This is a genomic window from Chelatococcus albus (assembly GCF_030067675.1).
Classification (GTDB): domain Bacteria; phylum Pseudomonadota; class Alphaproteobacteria; order Rhizobiales; family Beijerinckiaceae; genus Chelatococcus_A; species Chelatococcus_A albus.
Genome location: NZ_JASJEV010000010.1, coordinates 1 through 22,903, shown reverse-complemented (window position 1 = coordinate 22,903; position 22,903 = coordinate 1). Strand labels below are relative to the sequence as shown.

General features: G+C 70.7%; 23 protein-coding genes and 1 pseudogene. 15 read left to right on the top strand and 9 right to left on the bottom strand.

Features of this window, described 5'->3' with window-relative positions:
• Window positions 1-2: 2 nt before the first annotated feature.
• The gene (gene rsmI / locus QNA08_RS14810; RefSeq protein ID WP_283741506.1) at window positions 3-938 is read left to right on the top strand and encodes a 16S rRNA (cytidine(1402)-2'-O)-methyltransferase; all 936 of its coding nucleotides are present in this window, start codon (window positions 3-5) and stop codon (window positions 936-938) included.
• Window positions 935-1,315 (top strand): YraN family protein, encoded by a 381-nt coding sequence (locus QNA08_RS14805; protein WP_283741505.1) that lies wholly within the window; start codon window positions 935-937, stop codon window positions 1,313-1,315. The genes rsmI and QNA08_RS14805 overlap by 4 nt, the downstream gene beginning before the upstream one ends.
• Window positions 1,316-1,319: 4 nt before the next feature.
• On the opposite strand, the gene QNA08_RS14800 is transcribed toward QNA08_RS14805, so the two are convergent.
• Window positions 1,320-3,008 (bottom strand): methyl-accepting chemotaxis protein, encoded by a 1,689-nt coding sequence (locus QNA08_RS14800; RefSeq protein ID WP_283741504.1) that lies wholly within the window; start codon window positions 3,006-3,008, stop codon window positions 1,320-1,322.
• A gap of 149 nt (window positions 3,009-3,157) precedes the next feature.
• Between QNA08_RS14800 and gshB the strand changes: the two genes are divergently transcribed.
• From gshB to QNA08_RS14770, 6 genes are all read left to right on the top strand, one after another.
• Window positions 3,158-4,132, top strand: a complete 975-nt coding sequence (gene gshB, locus QNA08_RS14795) for a glutathione synthase (RefSeq protein WP_283741503.1) — start codon at window positions 3,158-3,160, stop codon at window positions 4,130-4,132.
• 182 nt (window positions 4,133-4,314) lie between these two features.
• Window positions 4,315-4,866, top strand: coding sequence for a sigma-70 family RNA polymerase sigma factor (locus QNA08_RS14790; protein WP_283741502.1), 552 nt, complete (start codon window positions 4,315-4,317; stop codon window positions 4,864-4,866).
• Window positions 4,863-5,570: an anti-sigma factor gene (locus tag QNA08_RS14785; protein ID WP_283741501.1), complete on the top strand. Its 708-nt coding sequence runs from the start codon at window positions 4,863-4,865 to the stop codon at window positions 5,568-5,570. The genes QNA08_RS14790 and QNA08_RS14785 overlap by 4 nt, the downstream gene beginning before the upstream one ends.
• Before the next feature lie 157 nt (window positions 5,571-5,727).
• Window positions 5,728-6,276, top strand: a complete 549-nt coding sequence (locus tag QNA08_RS14780; RefSeq protein ID WP_283741500.1) for a fasciclin domain-containing protein — start codon at window positions 5,728-5,730, stop codon at window positions 6,274-6,276.
• A gap of 62 nt (window positions 6,277-6,338) precedes the next feature.
• A complete protein-coding gene (locus QNA08_RS14775) occupies window positions 6,339-6,935 on the top strand; it encodes a cytochrome b/b6 domain-containing protein (RefSeq protein WP_283741499.1) in 597 nt (198 codons plus the stop codon).
• Window positions 6,936-6,943: 8 nt separating this feature from the next.
• Window positions 6,944-7,729, top strand: coding sequence for a molybdopterin-dependent oxidoreductase (locus tag QNA08_RS14770; protein WP_283741498.1), 786 nt, complete (start codon window positions 6,944-6,946; stop codon window positions 7,727-7,729).
• Here the strand turns inward: QNA08_RS14770 and QNA08_RS14765 are convergent.
• Window positions 7,705-7,980, bottom strand: a complete 276-nt coding sequence (locus tag QNA08_RS14765) for a MarR family transcriptional regulator (protein ID WP_340322240.1) — start codon at window positions 7,978-7,980, stop codon at window positions 7,705-7,707. The two genes, QNA08_RS14770 and QNA08_RS14765, sit on opposite strands and share 25 nt — an antisense overlap.
• Window positions 7,981-8,047: 67 nt before the next feature.
• The gene (locus QNA08_RS14760; RefSeq protein ID WP_283741497.1) at window positions 8,048-8,557 is read right to left on the bottom strand and encodes an OsmC family protein; all 510 of its coding nucleotides are present in this window, start codon (window positions 8,555-8,557) and stop codon (window positions 8,048-8,050) included.
• A 98-nt stretch (window positions 8,558-8,655) separates the two neighbouring features.
• Here QNA08_RS14760 and QNA08_RS14755 point away from each other — a divergent pair, with 98 nt between their 5' ends.
• From QNA08_RS14755 to QNA08_RS14740, 4 genes are all read left to right on the top strand, one after another.
• On the top strand, window positions 8,656-11,439 hold the full coding sequence (locus tag QNA08_RS14755; protein WP_283741496.1) for a [protein-PII] uridylyltransferase: 2,784 nt from the start codon (window positions 8,656-8,658) through the stop codon (window positions 11,437-11,439).
• 95 nt (window positions 11,440-11,534) lie between these two features.
• Complete coding sequence (grpE, locus tag QNA08_RS14750) at window positions 11,535-12,239, top strand: nucleotide exchange factor GrpE (protein ID WP_283741495.1); 705 nt, start codon at window positions 11,535-11,537, stop codon at window positions 12,237-12,239.
• A gap of 5 nt (window positions 12,240-12,244) precedes the next feature.
• Window positions 12,245-12,889, top strand: a complete 645-nt coding sequence (locus QNA08_RS14745) for a trimeric intracellular cation channel family protein (RefSeq protein ID WP_283741494.1) — start codon at window positions 12,245-12,247, stop codon at window positions 12,887-12,889.
• A gap of 81 nt (window positions 12,890-12,970) precedes the next feature.
• Window positions 12,971-13,345, top strand: coding sequence for a VOC family protein (locus QNA08_RS14740; protein WP_283741493.1), 375 nt, complete (start codon window positions 12,971-12,973; stop codon window positions 13,343-13,345).
• Window positions 13,346-13,352: 7 nt separating this feature from the next.
• On the opposite strand, the gene QNA08_RS14735 is transcribed toward QNA08_RS14740, so the two are convergent.
• The 4 genes from QNA08_RS14735 to dapB all read right to left on the bottom strand — a co-directional run bounded on the left by QNA08_RS14735 (window position 13,353) and on the right by dapB (window position 16,626).
• Window positions 13,353-14,330: a hypothetical protein gene (locus QNA08_RS14735; RefSeq protein ID WP_283741492.1), complete on the bottom strand. Its 978-nt coding sequence runs from the start codon at window positions 14,328-14,330 to the stop codon at window positions 13,353-13,355.
• A gap of 72 nt (window positions 14,331-14,402) precedes the next feature.
• The gene (locus QNA08_RS14730) at window positions 14,403-15,023 is read right to left on the bottom strand and encodes an alpha-ketoglutarate-dependent dioxygenase AlkB family protein (protein ID WP_283741491.1); all 621 of its coding nucleotides are present in this window, start codon (window positions 15,021-15,023) and stop codon (window positions 14,403-14,405) included.
• Between the two features lie 142 nt (window positions 15,024-15,165).
• Complete coding sequence (locus tag QNA08_RS14725; protein WP_283741490.1) at window positions 15,166-15,789, bottom strand: 2,3-bisphosphoglycerate-dependent phosphoglycerate mutase; 624 nt, start codon at window positions 15,787-15,789, stop codon at window positions 15,166-15,168.
• A gap of 30 nt (window positions 15,790-15,819) precedes the next feature.
• Entirely contained in the window at window positions 15,820-16,626 is an 807-nt protein-coding gene (gene dapB, locus QNA08_RS14720) for a 4-hydroxy-tetrahydrodipicolinate reductase (protein ID WP_283741583.1), read from the bottom strand.
• Window positions 16,627-16,843: 217 nt separating this feature from the next.
• Here dapB and QNA08_RS14715 point away from each other — a divergent pair.
• The 3 genes and pseudogenes from QNA08_RS14715 (at window position 16,844) to olsB (ending at window position 21,742) form a co-directional block, all read left to right on the top strand.
• Window positions 16,844-18,381: pseudogene (locus tag QNA08_RS14715) on the top strand (YifB family Mg chelatase-like AAA ATPase).
• A gap of 101 nt (window positions 18,382-18,482) precedes the next feature.
• Complete coding sequence (locus QNA08_RS14710; RefSeq protein WP_283741489.1) at window positions 18,483-20,582, top strand: ATP-binding protein; 2,100 nt, start codon at window positions 18,483-18,485, stop codon at window positions 20,580-20,582.
• A gap of 236 nt (window positions 20,583-20,818) precedes the next feature.
• Entirely contained in the window at window positions 20,819-21,742 is a 924-nt protein-coding gene (olsB, locus tag QNA08_RS14705) for a l-ornithine N(alpha)-acyltransferase (protein WP_422679927.1), read from the top strand.
• Between the two features lie 206 nt (window positions 21,743-21,948).
• On the opposite strand, the gene QNA08_RS14700 is transcribed toward olsB, so the two are convergent.
• Complete coding sequence (locus QNA08_RS14700) at window positions 21,949-22,206, bottom strand: phosphatase PAP2 family protein (protein ID WP_283741488.1); 258 nt, start codon at window positions 22,204-22,206, stop codon at window positions 21,949-21,951.
• A 32-nt stretch (window positions 22,207-22,238) separates the two neighbouring features.
• Window positions 22,239-22,817: a phosphatase PAP2 family protein gene (locus tag QNA08_RS14695; RefSeq protein ID WP_283741487.1), complete on the bottom strand. Its 579-nt coding sequence runs from the start codon at window positions 22,815-22,817 to the stop codon at window positions 22,239-22,241.
• Between the last annotated feature and the right edge of the window lie 86 nt (window positions 22,818-22,903).

Here is a 22,903-nt window from a genome sequence, read left to right as displayed (position 1 = left end):
GCATGACCATCGAGCGCCCGAAAGCCCGCCCGCACCGCGAGCCGTCCCGCTTCACCGCCTTCGGGCTCGCCGCCGAGGCCGAGCCGCTGGCGCCCGGCCTGCATCTCGTCGCAACACCGATCGGCAACCTGAAGGACATCTCCTTCCGGGCTCTCGGCACGCTCGCCGCCGCCGACGCCGTGCTCGCCGAGGACACGCGCGTGACGAAGACGCTGCTCGCCCACTATGGCATTACGACACCGCTCGTGCCCTACCACGAGCACAATGCGGCGACGATGCGCCCCAAGGTGATCGCGCGGCTGAGGCAGGGCGAGGCACTCGCCCTCGTCTCGGACGCCGGCACGCCGCTCGTCTCCGATCCGGGCTTCAAGCTCGTCGAGGAGGCACTCGCCGCGGGCGTCACGGTCTCCACCGTTCCCGGCCCCTCGGCCGTGCTGACCGCCCTCGTCGTCTCAGGCCTGCCGACCGACCGATTCTTCTTCGAAGGCTTCCTGCCGCCGAAGAGCGCCGCCCGCCGGGCCCGCTTCGCCGCGCTCGCGGGCGTGCCCGGCACGCTCGTCTTCTTCGAATCGCCCCGCCGCCTGCCGGAGATGCTGGCCGATGCCGCGGCCGTCCTCGGCCCGCGCCCGGCGGCGGTCGCGCGCGAACTGACGAAGGCTTTCGAAAGCGTGCGCCGCGATACACTGCTCCGGCTCGCCGAGAGCTTTGCCGCGGAGGGACCGCCGAAGGGCGAGATCGTGGTGCTGATCGGCCCTCCGGCCGAGGGGGAGACACGCCCTGCCTCCGCGGCCGATCTCGACGAGCGCTTGCGGGCTGCCATGGCGAAACACTCGCTCAAGGACGCGGCCGCCCTCGTTGCGGCAGAGACCGGCCTGCCCAAGCGCGAGGTCTACGCCCGCGCGCTCGCGCTCACCGCCGCGGCCGGCGAGGCGCCGTGAGCGGCGGGCCGCGGTCCCGGCACAGTCGCTCCCATACCCGCGGCCTCGCGGCCGAGACGATCGCCGCCGCCTTCCTGCTCATCAAGGGATACCGCATCCTCGCCCGGCGCTACGCCGCCCACGGCGGCGAGATCGACCTCGTCGTGCGACGCGGCCGCACGATCGCCTTCGTCGAGGTGAAGGCGCGGGCAGACCTCGACGCCGCACGCACGGCCATCACGGCCCGGAAGGAGCGCCGCCTCGCACGCGCGGCGCGGCACTGGCTCGCGCGCCACCCCTGGGCGACCAGCCACGTGCTGCGCTGCGACGCGGTGTTCCTGGCGCCGTGGCGCTGGCCCGTGCACCTGCCGGCTGTGACCTTTCTCGCCCTCGACTGACCCGTCAGGCCGCGCGCAGGGTCTTGAAGAACTGCTCGATATCCGCACGGATGCGCCGGGCCTCGGCATCGAGCGCGCGCGCAAGCTCCACGACGGTGTCGGCACTGTCGCTGGAGCGGGTCGTCGCCGCACGCACGTCCGTCAGGCTCATCGACATGGCGGCCGTTCCCTCGGCGGCTGAGCGGATGTCGCCGGCGATGGCATGCGTCGAGGCGTTCTGCTCCTGCACCGTGGCCGCGATCGACAGGCTGATCTCCTCGATGGTGCCGATCTTGCGCTGGATGTCGCGCAGCGCCTCGATCGACTGGCGCGTCGCCGCCTGGATGCCGGAGACCTGATCGCCGATCTCCTCGGTCGCCCGTGTCGTCTGGGCGGCGAGTGCCTTCACCTCCGCCGCCACCACGGCGAAACCACGGCCGGCGTCGCCGGCGCGGGCCGCCTCGATGGTGGCGTTGAGGGCAAGCAGGTTCGTCTGCGCGGCGATCTGGCTGATGAGGTTGACGACATCACCGATGCGCTGCGCCGAGCTCGCCAGATGCTCGATCGTGGTGTTGGTCTGCTGCGTGTCGAGCACGGCGAAATGGACGATGCTCGCCGCGTCCGCGACACGGCGGCCCACCTCGTCCACCGTGTGAGACAATTCCTCGGCCGCAGCGGCGACGCTCGACACGTGTTCCGCCGCCTTGCGGGCGGAGGCCGCAGCGGAATCGGTGCCGGAGCTGGCGGCACCGGCCGCATGGGTCATCGCCTCCGACGAGGCCGCCATGCGCTCGATCATCTCACCGAGCCGCGCCACGGAGCGCTGCAGGTCCTCGTCGAAGGCCTCCACCTCCTGCTTCACCGCCGCCTCGCGCCGCAGCGTCTCCTCCCGCCGGTCGCGCGCCTTCATCTCCTCCACGAGCTCGTTGTTGCGCCGCACGGCGTCACGCAGCACGAGGAGAGCCCGCGCCATGTCGCCCAGCTCGTCACCGCGATGCACCGGTCCCGCGTCGATCGCCGTGTCGCCGTCGGCGAGGCGCAGCATGCGCCGGGCCATGATGCGCAGGGGGCGCGTCACTCCAACGCGGGTGAAGGCGAGGGCCAGCGCCAGGGCGAGCGTCAGCAGCACGACGGAGAAGCCGACGACGAAGGTGCGCATGCGCTCGCTGTCCGCCTTGATGGTGGCGTTGGCCAGGTGCATGGCGCGATCGCTCTCCTCGATCAGGACGCCGAGCACCTCCGCAAGCTCGCTGCGCAGATCGAGAAAGGCCTTCTCGCTGGCGATGTTCCAGCCGGCCTGCAGGCCCTCCTCCGCCAGCTTGCGCATGTGCCCGCGGCGGCTGTCGATGAAGCGGCGGACGAGGGCGCGGGTGCGCTCGTGGGCGGTGGTCATGCCCGCATCGGGCAGGTTCGACCACGCCGTCAGCGTCTGCTCCATGTCGTCAAGCGCCTTCAGCACCTTCTGGCCGTAGCGTTCAAGGCCGCCACCGTCGCGGGCGAGATAGATGCTCTGCGCCTCCCGGATTGCCTGGTTGAGGCGGGTTTCCAAGCGCTGGGCATAGAGGGCGTTGAGAGCCGAGGCGTGCAGCTCTGGCACGACGTGGCGGACCTTGTCGGCCAGGACATAGCCCTGCGCCACGACGGCGAGCATGACGAGGCCAAGGAGGCCGAGCGCGAAGGAGACCTTGGTCCCGATCGAAAAGCGCAGACGCATGATGATCCAAAGCACGCCCCGTCCCGGGGCAGGCCAATACCGTAGATCGCCATCGTTAACGAGACGTTCCGCCGCTTGCCTTCACCTCCCATGTCGCGCATGGATCGACACGACGAGCGCCGATACGGCGTGACAACGAGGAGCGGCTGATGAGCCTCACAGTGGCGGTCCAGATGGACCCGATCGAGCGCATCAACATCACCGGCGATTCCACCTTCGCGCTCATGCTGGAAGCGCAGGAGCGCGGCCACGCGCTGCTTTACTACCGCCCCGAGAAGCTCTCGATGCGCGATGGGCGCGTGACGGCCGAGATGCATCCGGTGCGCGTGCGCGACGTTGCCGGCGACCACGCCACCGTGGGCGAGCCGACGCGCGTCGACCTCGCCACCGTCGACGTGGTGCTCCTGCGCCAGGATCCGCCATTCGACATGGCCTATATCTCGACGACGCATCTGCTCGAGCGCGTGCATCCCCACACCCTCGTGGTGAACGACCCGGCGCAGGTGCGCAACGCGCCGGAGAAGCTGTTCGTCACCCAGTTTCCCGAGCTCATGCCGCCGACGCTGATCACGCGCGACAAGGCGGAGATCGAAGCCTTTCGCGACGAGGTGGGCGAGATCGTCATGAAGCCGCTCTACGGCCACGGCGGCGCCGCTGTCCTGCGCGTGACGAAGAACGATCCCAACTTCGGCTCGATCTACGATCTCTTCTCTGTCACGTTCCGCGAGCCGTGGGTGGTGCAACGCTTCCTGCCCGAGGTGAAGCAGGGCGACAAGCGCATCATCCTCGTCGACGGCGAGGCGGCGGGCGCCATCAACCGTGTGCCGGCGGAGAACGACATCCGCTCCAATATGGTCCGGGGCGGCGCGGCGCGGCCGACCGACCTGACGGCGCGCGAGCTCGAGATCTGCGGCGCCATCGGCCCGGCGCTGCGCGAACGCGGGCTGATCTTCGTCGGCATCGACGTGATCGACGGCTATCTCACCGAGATCAACGTCACCTCACCCACCGGCATCCGTGCCATCAAGCGCCTTGGCGGCCCCGACCTCGCCGTGTCGATCTGGGATGCAATCGAGCGCAAGGTGAAGGCGCGCGGGACAGAACGGCGGCGCCAATCGGCATGAGCGCCGTGTCGGGGCGCCGCCCCGGGGGCTGCATGGAGCTGACATGGAGCTGACATGGAGCTGGCATGGAGCCTGTTCGCCGGACCATGACGGACTGCTGCGGCCGCCGTCGAAAGGCCGTGGCGCCCGCCGGCGCGGAACGGTAGGATCCGGCGCGGATCATCGGCAGAGGTGGTGCGGCGGTGCAGGGTGGCGAGCAGGACCAACTCGTCGATTGGCTGGCGCGCTCCGCCCGCGGCGACCGGGCAGCGTTCCAGGCGCTCTATCGCGCCACCTCCGCGAAACTTTTCGGCACGATTCTGCGTATCCTCGGGGACAGGGACCTGTCCCGCGACGTCACGCAGGAGACCTACGTGAAGATCTGGCACAACGCCGCCAGATACGACCCCGCGAAATCGTCTCCCATTACCTGGATGGCGGCGATCGCGCGCAACCGCGCCCTCGACGAAGCGCGCCGCCGCCAGCCGCCGGCCGCGGACATCGACGACGTCGAGCTGGAAGTCCCAGGCGACAACCCCGATCCGCTCGCCGCACGCGCGCGCCGTGAGGAATTGCGCCGGCTCATCGCCTGCCTCGACGGTCTCGACGCCGAACGGCGGCAGGCCGTGCTGCTCGCCTATTGCCACGGCTTGAGCCGCGAGGCGCTGGCGCAGCGCTTCGCGCGTCCCGTCGGCACGATCAAGGTGTGGCTGCACCGCAGCCTCGCCCAGCTCAGGGAGTGCCTCGGCTCATGAGCGAGCGCGACGACATCGAGCGCCTTGCCGGCGAATATGTGCTCGGCACGCTGGATCTCGCCGAACGCCGCGCCGTGGCCGCGCGCCGCGCCCGCGAGCCGGCGCTCGACAACGCGATCGCGGCCTGGGAGAGGCGCCTCAGTCCGCTGGGCGAGGCGGCGCCCGAGGTCGCACCGCCCGAGGACCTGTGGGCGGAGATCGAGCGCGCGCTCGACGCGCCGGCCGGGGCTGGCGCCCCGGTCGTCGACCTCACCCGCCACCTGCGTCGGTGGAAGCTCGCCGCCTTCGCGAGCGGCGCCATCGCGGCCTCGCTCGCGCTCTTCGTCGCCGGCGAGCGGGTGCTGCGCCCCACCGAGCCGCAGAGCTTCGTGGCAGTGCTGCAGAAGGACGCCGCCTCGCCCGCCTTCATCGTGTCCGTCGACCTCGCCACCCGCAACCTCACCGTGCGCGCCGTCAGCGCCGAGCGCCCGGCCGACAGGTCCTACGAGCTGTGGCTCGTCAACGACCGCTACGATGCCCCGCGGTCGCTAGGCCTGGTCGAGGACGAGGGCTTCACGCAGACGGCGGCACTCGCTGCCTATCCGCGCGAGGTCGTGCAGTCCTCCGTGCTGGCGGTGAGCCTTGAGCCCAGGGGCGGCTCGACCACGGGCCGGCCAAGTGGCCCCGTGCTCTTCACGGGCCGGCTGGTGCAGGCCACGCCTTGACTTCTCCCGCCCCGGCGGGGCTCCCGGCAAAAAATCCGCAGCCGTCATGAAACCCGCCGGACACCTTTCCGTAGCTCCTCGCGACGGCCGGACGGACATGGTGCCGACGGCCTCCCGGCCCGAACCCGCGGCCGGACACTGCCAAGAGGAGACCTTCATGTCGTCGATCCGCACTTTCGCCCTCGCCACGGCCTCAGCGCTCTTCCTGTCGGCGGCCGCCTTCGCCAACCCGGACGTGGGCGGCGCGCCCATGTACGAGACGAAGAACATCGTCCAGAACGCCGTGAACTCGCGCGACCACACGACGCTCGTCGCGGCGGTCAAGGCCGCCGGCCTCGTCGATACGCTGCAGGGGCCGGGGCCCTTCACGGTCTTCGCACCGGTCAACGCCGCCTTCGCCAAGCTGCCGGCCGGCACCGTCGACACGCTGCTGAAGCCCGAGAACAAGGCCATGCTGACGGCGGTGCTCACCTATCACGTCGTGCCCGGCAAGCTCTCGGTGGAGGAGCTGAAGCGCCAGGCCGAGGCGAATGGCGGCAAGGCCTCCCTGACCACCGTCCAGGGCGAGAAGCTCTCGGTGATGCCGATGGGCCGCAAGCTCTCGATCATCGACGCCAAGGGCCACAGGTCGTCGATCACCATCGGCAACGTCTTCCAGAGCAACGGCGTGATTCACGTCGTCGACACCGTCCTCCTGCCGAACTGACCGGGCGGAGAAACCTCCGGGGCCGCAGCCGACGCTGCGGCCCCGTCCCGGAGGAGGAGGCCATGAAGAACGACCGACCCGCCGTCCATCCGCTCGTGGTGCGCGTCACACATTGGGTGAACGCGCTCTGTGTCATCGTCATGATCCTGAGCGGCTTGGCGATCCACAACGCCTATCCCACCCTGCCCTTCACCATTCCGCCGGCGCTCACACTCGGCGGCGGGCTCATCGGCGGGCTACGCTGGCATTTCGCTGCCATGTGGCTCCTCGTCCTGAACGGCCTCGTCTATCTCGTCTACGGGCTCGCCTCGGGGCGCTTCGCCCGCAAGCTCTGGCCGATCTCGCCGCGCGCGGTGGTCACCGACCTCCGCGCCTTTGTCGCCGGCCGGCTCTCGCACGACGACATCGGCCGCTACAACGCCGTGCAGCGACTGCTCTATGCAGGCGTCATTCTCGCGCTCGTCTTCGCCGTCGCGAGCGGCCTCGCCATCTGGAAGCCCGTGCAGCTCCGGGGCCTCGTCATGGCGCTCGGTGATTTCGACCGGGCGCGGCTCCTGCACTTCTGGGCCATGGCGGCGATCGTTCTCTTCCTCCTCGTTCATGTGACGATGGCGCTCGCCGTGCCGAGAAGCCTCGGCGCCATGATCCGCGGCCGATAGGTGCTGCCATGAATGCCCCGCTTCCGAAGCTCCCCCATCCCGACAGCGGTGCGATCCTGCGCGAGGCGGCGCGGCGGGCCTCCCCCTGGTCGCGCCGGCAGTTCCTCCGCGACATGCTCGGCCTCGGCTCGCTCACCCTGCTCACCGGCTGCGACATCGTGGACGGCATGTCGGCGGAGGCCGCGCTCGGCCGCATGTCCGACTTCAACGACCGCGTCCAGGCCTTCCTCTTCGATCCCGAGCGGCTCGCCCCGGAATATCCGGAGCGGATGATCACCCGGCCGTTTCCCTTCAACAGCTTCTACACGCCGAACGTCCCCGAGAAGGCGCCCGTCATCGATCCGGCGACCTATCGGCTCGCCGTCACCGGCCTCGTCGATGCGCCGCGCGGCTGGACGCTCGAGGAGCTCAATGCCCTGCCGCGCGTGACGCAGATCACCCGCCACGTCTGCATCGAAGGCTGGAGCGCCATCGGCAAGTTCACCGGCGTCCGCTTCTCGGATTTCCTGCGGCGGGCCGGCGCCGACCTCACCGCCAAATATGTGACGCTGCGCTGCGAGGACGGCTACGCAACCAGCATCGACATGGCGAGCGCCCTGCACGCGCAGACGCAGCTCACCCTGATGATGGACGGGGTGCCCCTGCCGCGCGCCCACGGCTTCCCGGTGAAGCTGCGCGTGCCGACCAAGCTCGGCTTCAAGAACCCGAAGCACCTCGTCGAGATCGAGATCGGCAACGACTACACCGGCGGCTACTGGGAGACCTACGGCTACAACTGGTTCAGCGGCCTGTAGGTCTTCGGGCACGCGCCGCCGGGCGGCGACATCAGTCGCCATAGAGACGCGTCAGGAGGCCGGCAAGCAGATCGGCCTCCTCGTCGCTGAGCCTCGCTGCAGGGCTCGCGCCGCACGAGCCCGTCCCTTTCGAGCCGGTCGACCAGGCGCGAGATGCCGTACTGGCGGACGAGCATGGCGCGTTCGAGATCGACCTGGCGCAGGCGCCTGTCGGGCGCGCGCCAGAGTTCGAGCAGGGCATCGTAAACCAGGAGCGGGGGAAAGCCTGCCCGCTTCGTCTCGCCCTCGATGCCATCACTGAAACTCGCAGGATAAGGCTCAGGCCCGCCCCATGGTCACGCTGAGGTCCGGCCGCCGCGCGAGCGTCTGGTAGACGACGCAGTAGCGTTCCGTGAGCCGCAGGAGCTCGTCGAGCCTCTCCGCCGGTGCATCGGTATCGAGCGCGAAGGTGAGGCGGATGGCGCGAAAGCCGACGGGCGCATCCTTGTCGACGCCGAGCGTGCTGCGAAAGTCGATGTCGCCCTCCGCCCGCACCTCGCCGCCGTCGAGGCGAAGGTCGAGCGCGGTCGCCACGGCCTTGAGGGTGACGCCGGCGCAGGCGACCAGCGCCTCGAGCAGCATGTCGCCCGAGCACAGCTCCGCCCCTGTGCCACCCGTCGCCGGGTGGAGCCCAGCCACCGCGAGCGCGCGCCCGCTCTCCACCTTGCAGGCGATGCGGGCCTCGTCCAGGCGCCCGCGCGCCTTCAGCGTCACGAGCGCCGCCTCGGGCGCGGCGCGATAGCGCGCCTTGAGCGGCGCCTGCAGCGCCCTCAATTCGGTCCTGTCCATGGCGCTCCCTTCGGGCGCATCGCAACGCGCCTCGCCCGTGCTATGCCATCCCGGCGGCGGCATCCCGTCCCCCCGCCGCCCGAGGAGCATTCGCCACGATGGCCCGCGCCGCAACCGAAACCGCCGCAATCCGCGACCTCGCGGCCGCCGTCGCCGCGCTCGAAGCGCGCAAGGGCAGCGATACCGCCGCTCTCCGGCGCGATCTGGTGACGCTTCTGCGCGCCCACCTCGAGGCCGGCCACGCGGAGGCCGAGACCCGGCTCATCGCCGAGCGCGACGGGCTCGCCTGCGCGCGGCGCCTGTCGCAGCTCATGGACGAGGTGATCGCCGCCGTGCACGGCGTCGCCACGCGCCGGCTCTACCCGGCCGACAATCCCTCGACCGGCGAGCGCCTCGCGGTCGTCGCGGTCGGCGGCTATGGCCGGGGCAAGATGGCGCCAGGCTCGGACGTCGATCTCCTCTTCCTCCTGCCCTACAAGCAGACGGCCTGGAGCGAGAGTGTCGTCGAGGCGATGCTCTACATCCTGTGGGACCTCAAGCTGAAGGTCGGCCACGCCACGCGTTCGGTGGACGACTGCATCCGCGAGGCGCGCGCCGACATGACGGTGCGCACCGCCATGCTGGAGGCGCGCTTCCTCCTCGGTGAGCGCGCGCTCTACGACGATCTCGTCGCCCGCTTCGAGCACGACGTCGTGCGTGGCTCTGCCCAGGCCTTCGTCGAGGCGAAGCTCGCCGAGCGCGACGCCCGCGTCTCGCGCGCCGGCGCCTCGCGCTATCTCGTCGAGCCCAATGTCAAGGACGGCAAGGGCGGCCTGCGCGACCTCAACACCCTCTTCTGGCTTGCCCGCTACGTCTACCGCGTGCACGAGCCCAAGGAACTCGTACGGGCCGGGCTGTTCACCGGCGAGGAGATGGTGCTCTTCAACCGTTGCGAGGAGTTCCTCTGGCGGGTGCGCTGCCACATGCACTTCGCCACGGGCCGCGCCGAGGAGCGCCTGTCCTTCGACCTGCAGCGGGCGATCGCCGAACGCATCGGCTATGCCGCGCACGGAGGGCTGTCGGCGGTGGAGCGCTTCATGAAGCGCTACTTCCTCACGGCCAAGGATGTCGGCGACCTGACCGCCATCGTCTGCGCGGGGCTCGAGGCCCGTCATGCCAAGCACCGCCCGACGCTCGACCGCTTCGTCCAGCGCCTGCGGCGGCGGCGCAGGGGGCCGCTCGAGTCGCACGACTTCGCGCTCGACAACAACCGCATCACCGTCGCGGACGACGGCGCCTTCACGCGCGATCCGGTCAATCTCGTGCGGCTCTTCTGGCTCGCCGACCGACACAACCTGGCGATCCACCCGGACGCGAGCCGCCTTGCGACGCGCTCGCTCAAGCTCATCGACCGGGGCGTGCGGGAGAACAGGGAGGCCAACCGCCTCTTCCTCGACATCCTGACCTCGCGCAACGCGCCCGAGGTGGTGCTCAGGCGCATGAACGAGGCTGGGGTGCTCGGTCGCTTCGTGCCCGAGTTCGGCCGCGTCGTGGCGATGATGCAGTTCAACATGTACCACCACTACACGGTGGACGAGCATCTGCTGCGCTCTGTCGGGGTCGTGGCCGAGATCGACGCCGGCCGGCTCGTCGCCGAACATCCCCTGGCGAACGAGATCATCGGCACGATCCAGAACCGACGCGCGCTCTATGTCGCCCTCTTCCTGCACGACATCGCCAAGGGCCGGCCGGACGACCATTCCATCGCCGGGGCGCGCATCGCCCGCAAGCTCGGACCCCGCTTCGGTCTCGACGAGGCTGAGACCGAGACGGTCGCCTGGCTCGTCGAGAACCATCTCGTCATGTCCACCGTGGCCCAGAGCCGCGACCTCGCCGATCCGCGCACCATCGAGGACTTCGCCAAGGTGGTGCAGACCATCGAGCGGCTGAAGCTCCTGCTGCTGCTCACTGTCTGCGATATCAAGGCCGTGGGCCCGGGCGTCTGGAACGGCTGGAAGGGCGAGCTCCTGCGCACGCTGTTCTACGAGACCGAGCTCGTGCTCACCGGCGGCCAGTCGGGCGAGAATCGCGCCGAGCGCGTGCGCCGCGCCCAGGTCGCCCTGCGCGAGGCCTTGCCGGACTGGGACGACGCGAGCTTCGCAGCCTATGCGGCACGGCACTATCCCGCCTACTGGCTCAAGGTCGACCTGCCGCGCAAGATCGAACAGGCGCGCTTCATCCGCGTCTCCGAGGCCGCCGATCGCACCACGGCAGCGACGGTGGCGACCGACGGGTTCCGCGGCGTGACCGAGCTCACCGTGCTCGCGCCCGACCACCCCCGGCTCCTCGCCATCATCACCGGCGCCTGCGCCGCAGCCGGTGGCAACATCGTCGACGCGCAGATCTTCACCACGACCGACGGGCTCGCGCTCGACACCATCTTCGTCTCGCGCGCCTTCGACCGCGACGAGGACGAGCTGCGCCGTGGCGAGCGCATCGCGCTTGCCATCGAGCGGGCGCTCAAGGGCGAAGTCCGCATCGCCGACCTCGTCGCCGCCCGCCGGCCGGCGAAGGACCGGGCCAAGCCCTTCCACGTGGCGCCCGAGGTGATCATCGACAACAGCCTGTCGCACCGCCACAGCGTGCTCGAGGTCTCGGGCCTCGACCGGCCGGGCTTGCTCTATGATCTCACCACCGCGATCGGGAAGCTCAACCTCAACATCGCCTCGGCGCATATCGCGACCTTCGGCGAGAAGGCGGTGGACGTGTTCTACGTGACGGACCTCACCGGCGCCAAGATCACCAACGCCAACCGCCAGGCGGCCATCCGGCGGGCCCTCCTCGACGTCTTCCGGAGCGAGGAGGAGGCCCCTGCATCCCCACCCCGCGCGGGGGCCCGATAGGCGCCACCGCCCGGCACCGGCCGCAGGTTGCCTTGATTTTTCCCGCCCGAACGCTGATATCGGGCGCGAACCTGTGGCAATCGCAAAGACGTGAAATGACCCACAAGCCGACCACGCACGAGCCGGCCGGTGGCTCCCATCCGGCCAAGGACACCGCCCCCGACACGCGCAAGGTGCAGGACAGCATGCAGGAGAACGCGCAGAGCAGGACAGCCGAGGCGCAGCCCGAGGCCGCGGCCGAAACGCCCGTCGAGCCCGCCGTCGACCCCATCGCCGCGCTGGAGAGCGAGAAGGCGGAACTGAAGGACCGCCTCCTGCGCACGCTCGCCGAGATGGAGAACCTGCGGCGCCGCACCGAGCGGGAAGTGGCCGACGCCAGAACCTACGCGGTCAGCGCCTTCGCGCGCGACATCCTCACCGTCGCCGACAACATGCATCGCGCACTCTCCAGCCTGCCGGAGGAGGCGCGCGCCGCCGACGGGGTCCTGAAGGCGTTGGTCGAAGGCGTCGAGCTCACCGAGCGCGACCTCATCAAGACGCTCGAACGCCACGGCGTGAAGAAGCTCGATCCGCAGGGCCAGCGCTTCGATCCTCATCTGCATCAGGCCATGTTCGAGGTCCCGGACGCCAGCGTGCCGAACGGCACCGTGGTGCAAGTCGTGCAATCGGGCTTCGTCATCGGAGAGCGCGTGCTGCGCCCGGCCCTCGTCGGCGTGTCGAAGGGCGGGCCGAGGACGCCGAACGGTAACGGTAACGGCAACGGCGATACGGCGGCCGCGTCGCAGGGTCCGGCGGCCTGAGCCCCATGCTCGGCGTCGCCGCCCCGTGGCTGGAATGGGCCGGCGTCGCCGTCTTCGCGCTCACGGGCGCGCTGGTCGCGGCGCGCAAGGGCATGGACCCGATCGGCTTCATGCTGCTCGCCACGGTCACGGGCGTCGGCGGGGGCACGTTGCGCGACCTGCTCATCGGCGTGCGGCCGGTCTTCTGGATCAGCGACCCCACGGACGTGCTCGTGTGCATGGCCGTCGCGGTGCTCGTCTTCGCCGGCGGCGGGCGCTTTCCCGTCCGGGCCGGAGGCGGGCGCCGGCGGCGGCTGATCCTGTGGGCAGACGCGGCGGGCCTCGCCCTCTTTTCCGTCACCGGAGCGGAGCGGGCGATCGCCTTCGGCGCCTCACCCCTGGTCGCAGTCGCGCTCGGCACCATGACGGCGACCTTCGGCGGCATCATCCGCGACATCCTGGCGAACGAGGTGCCGCTCGTCCTCGCCCGCGAGATCTACATCACCGCCGCCGTCGTGGGAGCCACGGCCTACGTCGTTGCCCTCCACCTCGCCCTGCCGCCGCTCGCGGCCGAACTCGCCGGCGTCGCCAGCGGCTTCGGCCTGCGGGGCCTCGCCCTCGCGCGCGGCTGGTCCATGCCGAATTTCCAGCCGCCGGCTGACGGCGCGTGAGACCGGGCGCGCCCGCGCCGCCCGCTGCGCTATGCTGCGGGGCCGGCCGGAGCCCGCGCCGCAGCACCGAGGGAGAGCGTCATGCACGGACATTTCGCCTGGAACGAGCTGATGACCGACGACGTCGAGAAGGCGAAGGCCTTCTATGCCGCGGCCCTCGGCTGGAGCTTCGAGAGCTTCCCGATGGAGAACTCGCAGTACTGGGTCGCCAAGGCAGGCGACGCGCCGGTTGCCGGCCTCATGGCGATCGAGGACGTGGCTCCCGGCGCTCCGCCGCACTGGTTCGCCTATGTCGAGGTGGACGATATCGATGCCCGCGTCGCGGCGGCGGAGCGCGAGGGCGGAACGGTGCTGCGCGCGCCCTTCGACGTGCCGGGCGTCGGCCGCATCGCCATCCTGCGCGATCCGACCGGCGCCGCCATGGGCTGGATGACCTCGGCCGCACCGGCCGCCTGACCCCGGCCTATCGGGGCGCGACGCCGTCGCGGATCCGGGCGAAGCGGGCCGCAACCGCAGCCCGGTCCTTCTCGCGCACCATGCCGACCATGCGGATGTAGTCGTTGGCGCCGAAGCGGATGGCCTGCACCACGAAGAGCCTGGCCTTGGTGACCGGGTCCACGCCCACCGCCTCGATCTCGTGCCAGGACACCCTGTCGCGTTCGCTGCCCGCCGCCCGCTTGATCTCGGCCGCCTGCACGCCGGCGAGGCCGGACAAGGCCTGCCGGGCGAAACGGTCCTGCTCCAGCGTGCCCGGGATCGCGCCCTGGCCGGCCGCGATGATGAAGATCGGCTGCTCGCCGCCCCTCACCACGTCCTTGGGGCCGTCGGTCATGAGCAGGCTGTTGCCGGCGAGCACACGCAGGACACGGAAACCCGCCCTGTCGCCCAGGGTGAAGGGGAGCGCGGCCATCTGCTCTTCAAGGCTGCCGGCGGAGCGGTAGGTGACGCTTTCCAGCGCGCGGCGCACCACGGCATCGGAATAGGCCCCGCTCGCGCTCGACGGCACCTGCACGGTGACGAGCACCGTCGTCTTGGGAAGGGCGCCGACGAGCATCCACTTCTGCAGGGTGAGCGCACCGGTGCGCTGCATGCCGGAGACGAGGAAGCCCTTTCCATCCTTGACCGGGAAGTTCTCGCGCTTGGCCACGGAGACGCCCTGCTTGCCGAGCGCATCGTCGGAAAGCCCCTTCTCGATCTGGGCATAGGCCTCCGGCGGCATTTCGACGATGAGGATCGCGGCCCCCGTCTTCTCGTCCTCGAAGCCGGAGAACTTGGCGGATGCCGTCATGCCCTCGGGCGGGGTGAGCCCGATGCCGAGGCCGGTGGGAAAGACCGGGTCGGCCAGGGCGCCACCCGCAAGGAGCAGCAGGCCGAGTGCGGACGCCGAAAACCGGAACACACCGGGACGAGCCGCCAGACCGCCGACCAGACCTCGCTTCATGCGCCTTGCCCTCCCCTCGATTGGCGGCAGCCTCGACCGCTGCTGCGCCGGCATTGTGGCCCCCCGCGCCGCTCAGTCGGCCGGAGGCCGCGTCACGCGCCGCAGCGTCAGATTGATGCGCCCGCCCTGGGGCAGGAGCGTCGACGACCCCGCGATGATGCGGTCGACGCCGTGAAAGGCAAGCCGTGCGGGGCCACCGAAGACGAGGGCATCGCCCGAAGCGAGGCGCAGCGTCACCGTCGGGCCCGAGCGCGCCGTACCGCCGATGCGGAAGCGGGCCGTGTCGCCGAGCGACAGGGACAGCACGGGCGCGTCGAACTCCTGCTCGTCCCGGTCCTGGTGCAGACCCATCTTCGCCTTCGCCTCGTAGAAGTTGACGAGGCAGGCCTCGGGATCATGCGGATAGCCGGCAAGCTCGCGCCAGGCCGCGAGCAGCCGCTCCGGCATCGGCGGCCAGGGAGCGCCAGTGTCGGGATGCGTCGGCTGGTAGCGGTAGCCTCGCTCGTCCGAGACCCAGCCGAGGCTGCCGCAGTTGGTCATGCGCACGGAGAACGGTTTTCCCGTGCGCGGCATGCGCGGCGTGAAGAAGGGCGCCGCGCGCGCCACGCCGCGCAGCTCCTCCACCAGCGCCTCTTGCACCACCCGGTCGAGATAGCCGGGATGGTATTGCACGCCGGGCAGGACTTCTCTCATCCGGCCTCCGCGCTGGAGCGGGACGGGGAGCAGGAACCGGCCAGCCGTCCCCTCCCGCTGCAACTCGCTGGTATCGACCGATGCGTCTGCAATCGGGCGGTTCCACCCCGTTGCCGGTCGATCGAGGCCCGACGCTCCCGCCTCAGGCGGCGGCAAGCACCCGCTTCGTCTCGACCGTCGTGTCGGCCTTCAGACGGTAGACGAGCGGCACGCCGGTGGCGAGCTCGAGCGTCGGAATCGTCTCGGGAGTGAGACCGTCGAGCACCATGGCGAGGGCCCGGAGCGAATTGCCGTGGGCGGCGACAAGCACGCGCTCGCCGCGCATGACGCGCGGCAGGATGTGCTGGATGTAGTATGGCAGGACGCGCGCCGCCGTATCCTTCAGGCTCTCGCCGCCGGGCGGAGCGATATCATAGGAGCGGCGCCAGACGTGCACCTGCTCCTCGCCCCAGCGGGCCCGGGCGTCGTCCTTGTTGAGGCCCGAGAGATCGCCGTAGTCGCGCTCGTTGAGGGCCTGGTCCTTGAGCGTCGGCAGACCGGCCTGGCCGATCTCCTCGAGAATGAGCTTCAGGGTATGCTGGGCACGCGTCAGGTCCGAGGTGAAGGCGACATCGAAGGTGAGCCCGAGCTCCTTCAGCCGCCGGCCGGCGGCGCGGGCCTCGCGGATGCCCTGCTCGGTGAGGTCCGGGTCCTTCCAGCCGGTGAACAGGTTCTTGAGGTTCCAGTCGCTCTGGCCGTGGCGGACGAGGACGAGAAGGCGCTCCATGGGACGAAACTCCTGAAGGCTGAACGTGTCTCAGATCGCGGCGATGTCGAGGACGTCGGCCATGGAATAGCGGCCGGGCTTCTTGCCGAATCCCCACAGCGCGGCCTTGACCGCGCCGCGGGCGAAGAGGCCGCGGTCCTCGGCCCGATGGGTGAGTTCGATGCGCTCGCCGGCACCGGCGAAGATGACCGAGTGCTCGCCGACGACGGTGCCGCCGCGCAGGGTCGCGAAACCGATGTCGCCGGGATTGCGGGCGCCAGTGTGGCCGTCACGCACGCGCACGGAACGGTCCTTCAGGGCGATGTTGCGTCCCTCTGCCGCTGCCTCGCCGAGGAGGAGCGCGGTGCCCGACGGCGCATCCACCTTCATGCGGTGGTGCATCTCCAGGATCTCGATGTCGAAATCCTCGCCGAGGGTCCTAGCCACGCGCCGCACGAGGGCAGCCATGAGATTGATGCCGAGGCTCATGTTGCCCGACTGCACGACGACGGCGTGGCGCGCGGCGGCGTCGAGACGGGCGAAATCCTGTTCCGACAGGCCCGTCGTCCCAACCACGTGGACGATGCGCGCCTGTGCCGCGAGCCCGGCAAAGGTGACGGTTGCCGCCGGCATGGTGAAGTCGAGCACACCGTCGGCCCTGGCGAAGGCCGTGAGCGGATCGTCGGTCAGCGGCACGCCGAGCGCGCCGATGCCGGCGAGCGTCCCCGCATCCTGGCCAAGCAGGGCCGAGCCCTCGCGGTCGATGGCGCCGACGAGCGTCGTGCCCTCGGTCTCCGCCACGGTCTTCACGAGCATCCGCCCCATGCGCCCGGCGGCGCCCACGACGACGAGCCGCATTTCGGCCATGTCCATCTCCCCGGCAGTCGGCCGCATATAGCCGGCGGCCTCGGCCGCGCACAAGTGTGCGGGCGGCCGCGGGCCGCGGCGCGGCGGCAGGGCATCCTCCGTTCTCCCCTTGTTCTTGTCAGCCGTGCGGTGGCCCGCTACAGTTTCCGTTGGGGCATGCGCCCCGGGCGCGGCGCCGGTGCGGCGCCGGAAGACGGGGCTCAATCACATGGTGACGCGCGTCGCGACGGTGGCGTTCGAGGGCATCGAGGCGCGCGCCGTCGACGTGCAGGTGCTCATCTCGCCGGGCAACGTCGTCTTCAACGTCGTCGGCCTGCCCGACAAGGCGGTGGCGGAGAGCCGCGAGCGCGTGCGCGCCGCCCTCATCGCCTCGGGCCTCGCCCTGCCCGCGAAGCGCATCACCGTCAACCTCGCCCCGGCCGACCTGCCGAAGGAGGGCTCGCATTACGACCTGCCCATCGCGCTCGGCGTCATGGCGGCGATCGGCGCCGTGCCGGCGGACGCGCTGGAGGGCTTCACCGTGCTCGGCGAGCTCGCCCTCGACGGCACCATCACGCCGGTCGCGGGCGTGCTGCCGGCAGCCATCGCCGCCAACGGCCGCGGCCACGGCCTCATCTGCCCGGCCGCCTGCGGCGCGGAGGCGGCCTGGGCGAGCCGCGATCTCGAGATCCTCGCGCCGCGCTCGCTCATCCAGCTCGCCAACCACTTCAAGGGCACGCAGGTCATGGGCCGGCCGGAACCGGCGATCGCGCGGCCCGCCGGGGCCCTTCCCGACCTCAAGGACATCAAGGGCCAGGAAAGCGCCAAGCGCGCCCTCGAGATCGCTGCGGCCGGGTCCCACAACCTCCTGATGAATGGCCCCCCGGTGCAGGCAAATCCATGCTGGCGCAGCGCCTGCCCTCGATCCTGCCGCCGCTCGCCCCGCGCGAGCTGCTCGAGGTGTCGATGATCCATTCGGTCGCGGGCCTCCTCGCCGAGGGCGCGCTTACCGACCGGCGCCCCTTCCGGGCGCCGCACCACTCCGCCTCCATGGCCGCCCTCGTCGGCGGCGGGCTGCACGCCCGCCCGGGCGAGGTGTCGCTCGCCCATCGCGGCGTGCTCTTCCTCGACGAGCTGCCCGAATTCCAGCCGCAGGTGCTCGATAGCCTGCGCCAGCCGATCGAGACGGGCGAAGTCGCGATCTCGCGCGCCAACCACCGGGTGGTCTATCCGGCGCGCTTCCAGCTCGTGGCGGCCATGAACCCGTGCCGCTGCGGCCGGGCGACGGAGCCCGGCCATACCTGCCGGCGCGCGCCCAACGAGCGCTGCATGGCGCAGTACCAGGCACGCCTCTCCGGCCCGCTCATCGACCGCATCGACCTCGTCATCGAGGTGCCGGCGGTGACCGCCGCCGACCTCATCCTGCCGCCGCCGGCGGAGGGCTCGGCGGAGGCTGCGGCGCGCGTCACCGCGGCGCGGGCCCGGCAGGCGCAGCGCTATGCCGCCCTCGGCCTCGACGGCATCACGTCGAACGCCGCCTGCCCGCCGCCGGTGCTCGAGGAGGTGGCGCGGCCCGATTCCGCCGGCCTTTCCCTCATCCGCGAGGCGGCCGAGGCCATGCGCCTGACGGCGCGTGGCTACCACTGCGTGCTCAAGGTGGCGCGCACGCTGGCCGATCTCGACGGCGAGGCGAAGGTCGGCCGCCTGCATCTCGCCGAGGCGCTGTCCTACCGCAGCGCCGTCGACCGCATCGCCGTCGCCGCATGACCGAATTGCACCGATCGGGACAACGCTTTCTCAATCTGTCGTAGGCATCATGGCACCTCGCGTCCGGGATCCGATGCCCGGTCCTTTGGCAATGGAACGGCATGGAGTTGGCGCCCACGTCCATCGATACGGCCGTTCTTGTCGTCGCGGCCTTCCTCACGGGCGCAGCGGCGGCGGCCTTCGGCGTCTGGCGCCGCCGGCAGCGGCCGGCGGAAGCGGGCGCACGTCTGGAGGCCGAGATCGAGCGTCTGCACGACGCGCTCTGGGAGATGTCCGAGAGCGAGCAACGCTACCGCAGCCTCATCGAGGCCCAGGGCGACATCATCGTGCGGCGCGACGGCACCGGCCGCATCACCTATGCCAACGACGCCTTCGCGCGGCTGGCGCATCGGCCGCGCGAGACGCTCATCGGCTCCGCCTATGCACTGCCCGTGCGCGAGAGCGAACCGGGCCGCCCGGGCACCGATGGCGCCTGGCTCGTCGACGAGGCGATCGAGGTCGAGGGCGGCCTGCGCTGGATCGCCTGGATCGAGACGCCGGTGGTGACGGCGGCCGGCAGCGAGCGCCAGCGTGTCGGCCGCGATGTGACGGAGCGCATCGCTGCCGAACAGGCCCTTGAGGAGGCACGCGCCCGGGCCGAGGCGGCGAACGAGGCGAAGTCGCGCTTCCTCGCCACCGTCAGCCACGAGGTGCGCACACCGCTCAACGGCATCCTCGGCATGGCGGATCTGCTGGCCGACACACCGCTCGACCCCGAGCAGACGACCTATGTCAGGGCGATCCGCACCTCCGGCACGGCGCTGCTCTCACTGATCGACGAGATCCTCGACTTCTCGAAGATCGAGGCAGGCAAGCTCGCGCTCACGGCCGAGCCCTTCGACCTGCATTCCCTCGTGGAGGGCGTCGTCGAGCTCCTCGCCCCGCGCGCCCAGGACAAGGGCCTCGAGATCGCCGCCTCGATCGCCCCCGACGTGCCGCGCCGGGTGGTGGGCGACGGCGACCGCCTGCGCCAGGTGATGATGAACCTCGCCGGCAATGCCGTGAAGTTCACGACGAGCGGCGGCGTCGGCGTGAGCCTGTCGCGTGCGGCGGACGGCGGCCTCGCCTTCGCCGTGGCCGACACCGGCCCCGGCATCGCGCCCGAGCGGCTCGACGCCATCTTCGGCGAGTTCGAGCAGGGCGACGATTCGGCAAGCCGCGCCCACGGCGGGACGGGCCTCGGCCTCGCCATTTCCCGCCGCATCGTGGAGCGGATGGGCGGCCGGCTCTCGGTGACGAGCGAGCTCGGCCGCGGCTCGCACTTTTCCTTCACGCTTCCCCTCCCCGCCGCCGACGACACCGGCCGTGGCTTCTCGACCGAGGGCATTGCCGGCCGGCGCGTGCTTATCGTCGCCCAGTCGCCCTTCGAGGCCCCGTTCCTGGCGGCGCGGCTGACGGAGGCCGGGGCGGAGGTGCGCATCCGGGCGACGGCGGAAGAGGCCGAACGGGATTTCGCGACGGAAAGGGCCTACGACATCGTCATCGTCGACTACGCGCTCGGGGATGAGGCGGCGCGCCGCCTGGCGACGGCGGCGCGCGAGGCCGGCGCCCGCCGGCGCCTCGTGCTCCTGTCGCCCTTCGAGCGGCGGGGTGTCGGCTCGCCGACGGCGACGGGCTTCGACGGCTATCTGGTCAAGCCCGTGCGCGTCCGTTCGCTCTTCGAGCAGGCGGTCGCCACGACCTCGTCGGCCGCGGCCGCGCTCGCGGCGCTCGCGGCATCGCCCGCCGTTGTGGCGCGCGAGGGCGACGAGAGCGTGCGCGTGCTCCTCGCCGAGGACAACGAGATCAACGCGCTGCTCGCCCTCAAGATGCTGCAGTTCCTCGGCGCCGAGGCCGATTGGGCGCGGGACGGAGCGGCCGCCCTCGCGCGCCTGGAGGCGGCGCTCGCCGGCGCGGCACCGCCCTACGACCTCGTGCTCTTGGACGTGCGCATGCCGGAGATCGACGGGCTCGAGGTCGTGCGGCGCCTGAGGGCCCGCGAGGCGGCGCTCGGCGTGGCGCTCGGGACGCGCATCGTCATGCTGACCGCCAATGCCTTCGACGAGGATCGCGCTGCCGCCCGCGCCGCCGGCGCCGACGGATTCCTGGCGAAGCCGCTCGACCGGGACAGGCTGCGCCACTGGCTCGCTGCCGGCCGCGGACCGCGCGCCGTCGCCGGCTGAAGGCCGCAGCGCAGCCGCGCCACAACCCCCGCGGCATTGTCACATTACCGTCCGACGCTTATGGTTCTCCTCGCTCGATGGGAAGCGGCGGTGATGCCGACTCGGCCGCCCGACGGTCGAGTTGCGGCATGGGAGCGAACCGCCGCCCGCGGGGGGGGGGCATAATGGTATTCGATCCCATGCACGCGAAGGCTTCGCGAGCGTTTCTGCGTCCGGAGCCGGGCCGTTTCGGGCCCATGGCGCTGATGGAGAAGCTCAAGCCGAGCCACTGGGGTCCCGCCGCCGGCCATCGCTTCTTCCCGGGCCTCATGCCGTCCCTTCCGGCGAACGAGCCCGGCCAGGGCCTCTCGCCGGTGCTCGGCCGCATCGGCTCGCTCGAGGTGCGCCTCGCCACCTCGAAGAAGGAGATCAAGAAGGCGCAGCGCCTGCGCTACCACGTCTTCTACGAGGAAATGTCGGCAATTCCCAACGCCGCCTCCCTGCTCGCCCGGCGCGACAAGGACGAGTACGACGCGATCTGCGACCACCTCCTCGTTCTCGATCACGACGCGCCGCGCAAGCCCTTCCGGCAGGCCAAGCCCAAGGTCGTGGGCACCTACCGCCTGCTGCGGCAGGAAGTGGCGGACCGTCATTTCGGCTTCTACACGGCGGGCGAGTTCGACATCCAGCCGCTGATCGACGCCAATCCCGGGATGCGCTTCCTCGAACTCGGCCGCTCCTGCGTGCTCAAGCCCTACCGCAACAAGCGCACGGTCGAGCTCCTGTGGCACGGCATCTGGACCTATGTGCTGCATCATCGCATCGACGTCATGCTCGGCTGCGCCAGCCTCGAGGGTACGGACCCGAATCACCTGGCCCTGCCGCTCAGCTTCCTGCACCACTACGCGCTGGCGCCGCGGGAATGGCGCGCTCGCGCCGTCGGCGAGCGCTACGTCGCCATGGACCGGCTGCCGAAGGACGCGGTGGACCAGAAGGCGGCGCTGCACGCCCTGCCGCCGCTCGTGAAGGGCTACCTGCGCCTCGGCGCGACCTTCGGCGAAGGTGCGGTGATCGACCGACAGTTCGGCACGACCGATGTGCTCGTGGTGCTGCCGGTCTCCGCCATCAACCCCCGCTACATCGAGCATTTCGGTCCCGGCGCCCACCGCCACGCAGCCTGAGCGGCCGAAGGCGGGGCCACCGATGCCCGCGAGGGAGTGAATGATCCCTCCCGACCGATCGGGCGGAGGCGGGCCAGCAAGAGCGCGACCGGAACGCGGGCATGCTCTTCCCCGTCGCGCCACGCATGGGCGAACAAGCCACACGGAAGCGCAGGCCCCGCGCAGGTGGGATGGGCTCTCGCGGGAGCGGGAAGGAGCCGCAACCGCTAGTTGCGCGCCGTCCCGACCGCAAGGGCCCGGCGCACTCCGATGATCGTCACGCCTGCAATGAGCGCCCCGGCCATGATGTCGACCAGGTGATGCCCGCCCTCGGGCAGGGTGGAGACGATGACGAGCGCGTTGAGAAGAACCGCGGCGACGAACAGCGGGCGCACGTCGCGGCAGGCGTAGGCTGTCAGGATCGCCAGGACGGTGTGGAAGGGCGGGAAGGTGACGATGCCCTCGACCTTCCGCAGATCGAACACGGGGGTCGCTTCTGTGCGCAGGGCTTGTCAGGTCACGTAGTGCCACATGCCGGCCTCAGTGCTGAACTGCTGAACTGGCTCGGATCGGGACCACAGTGCGCATAGGCGCCAGCCGCGGGAATGAGGGCCATCCCCACGCCAACCATCAGCGAGGACACGGCGATCATCGCCAGGAATTCATCCAGCTCCCGCCACCGCTTGGTGAGGCAGAGAAAGGCATAGAGGGCAAGGAGCTGCGGGCCGGCGCTGTGATAGGCGTTGGCCAGCAGCTTTGCGAGCCACGGCCGGGCATTGGTCCAGGCAAGGAAGGCGGGCCAGTCGAAGCCGAGGGCCTGGTCGATGGCAGCCAAGCGCGCATCCTGAAGCGGCCATCCGAGGCTCGTCGCACCATAGGCGAAGGCGGCTCCACCGACGGCGAGCGCCATGTTGAACAGGCCGAGATGGGCGCCGACGAGCACGCGTTCCGAGGCTCCGCGAATGCCGGCAGCGATCGGGGACGGATCGTGGCGCAGCCGCTCCGGGACGGCGAGTGGGGCCACCGTCGCCAGCCCGATACCGACCGCCGACCAGCCGATATGCGCCAGGTTCACGGGCGCGAAGACGAGCCGCACGAACGGCCAGTGACCTGCCCCCTTCCTGATCCCTCGGTTTGAGTGAGAGTCCGTCACCTAGAGGAGACGGACGTGAAGAAGAGCAG

Bases quoted from the DNA above. Each gene is read 5' to 3' on its own strand.
- rsmI (WP_283741506.1), top strand. From the start codon at position 3: ATGACCATCGAGCGCCCGAAAGCCCGCCCGCACCGCGAGCCGTCCCGC.
- QNA08_RS14800 (WP_283741504.1), bottom strand. From the start codon at position 3,008: ATGCGTCTGCGCTTTTCGATCGGGACCAAGGTCTCCTTCGCGCTCGGC.
- gshB (WP_283741503.1), top strand. From the start codon at position 3,158: ATGAGCCTCACAGTGGCGGTCCAGATGGACCCGATCGAGCGCATCAAC.
- QNA08_RS14785 (WP_283741501.1), top strand. From the start codon at position 4,863: ATGAGCGAGCGCGACGACATCGAGCGCCTTGCCGGCGAATATGTGCTC.
- QNA08_RS14780 (WP_283741500.1), top strand. From the start codon at position 5,728: ATGTCGTCGATCCGCACTTTCGCCCTCGCCACGGCCTCAGCGCTCTTC.
- QNA08_RS14775 (WP_283741499.1), top strand. From the start codon at position 6,339: ATGAAGAACGACCGACCCGCCGTCCATCCGCTCGTGGTGCGCGTCACA.
- QNA08_RS14770 (WP_283741498.1), top strand. From the start codon at position 6,944: ATGAATGCCCCGCTTCCGAAGCTCCCCCATCCCGACAGCGGTGCGATC.
- QNA08_RS14760 (WP_283741497.1), bottom strand. From the start codon at position 8,557: ATGGACAGGACCGAATTGAGGGCGCTGCAGGCGCCGCTCAAGGCGCGC.
- QNA08_RS14755 (WP_283741496.1), top strand. From the start codon at position 8,656: ATGGCCCGCGCCGCAACCGAAACCGCCGCAATCCGCGACCTCGCGGCC.
- grpE (WP_283741495.1), top strand. From the start codon at position 11,535: ATGACCCACAAGCCGACCACGCACGAGCCGGCCGGTGGCTCCCATCCG.
- QNA08_RS14745 (WP_283741494.1), top strand. From the start codon at position 12,245: ATGCTCGGCGTCGCCGCCCCGTGGCTGGAATGGGCCGGCGTCGCCGTC.
- QNA08_RS14740 (WP_283741493.1), top strand. From the start codon at position 12,971: ATGCACGGACATTTCGCCTGGAACGAGCTGATGACCGACGACGTCGAG.
- QNA08_RS14735 (WP_283741492.1), bottom strand. From the start codon at position 14,330: ATGAAGCGAGGTCTGGTCGGCGGTCTGGCGGCTCGTCCCGGTGTGTTC.
- QNA08_RS14730 (WP_283741491.1), bottom strand. From the start codon at position 15,023: ATGAGAGAAGTCCTGCCCGGCGTGCAATACCATCCCGGCTATCTCGAC.
- QNA08_RS14725 (WP_283741490.1), bottom strand. From the start codon at position 15,789: ATGGAGCGCCTTCTCGTCCTCGTCCGCCACGGCCAGAGCGACTGGAAC.
- dapB (WP_283741583.1), bottom strand. From the start codon at position 16,626: ATGCGGCTCGTCGTCGTGGGCGCCGCCGGGCGCATGGGGCGGATGCTC.
- QNA08_RS14710 (WP_283741489.1), top strand. From the start codon at position 18,483: ATGGAGTTGGCGCCCACGTCCATCGATACGGCCGTTCTTGTCGTCGCG.
- olsB (WP_422679927.1), top strand. From the start codon at position 20,819: ATGGCGCTGATGGAGAAGCTCAAGCCGAGCCACTGGGGTCCCGCCGCC.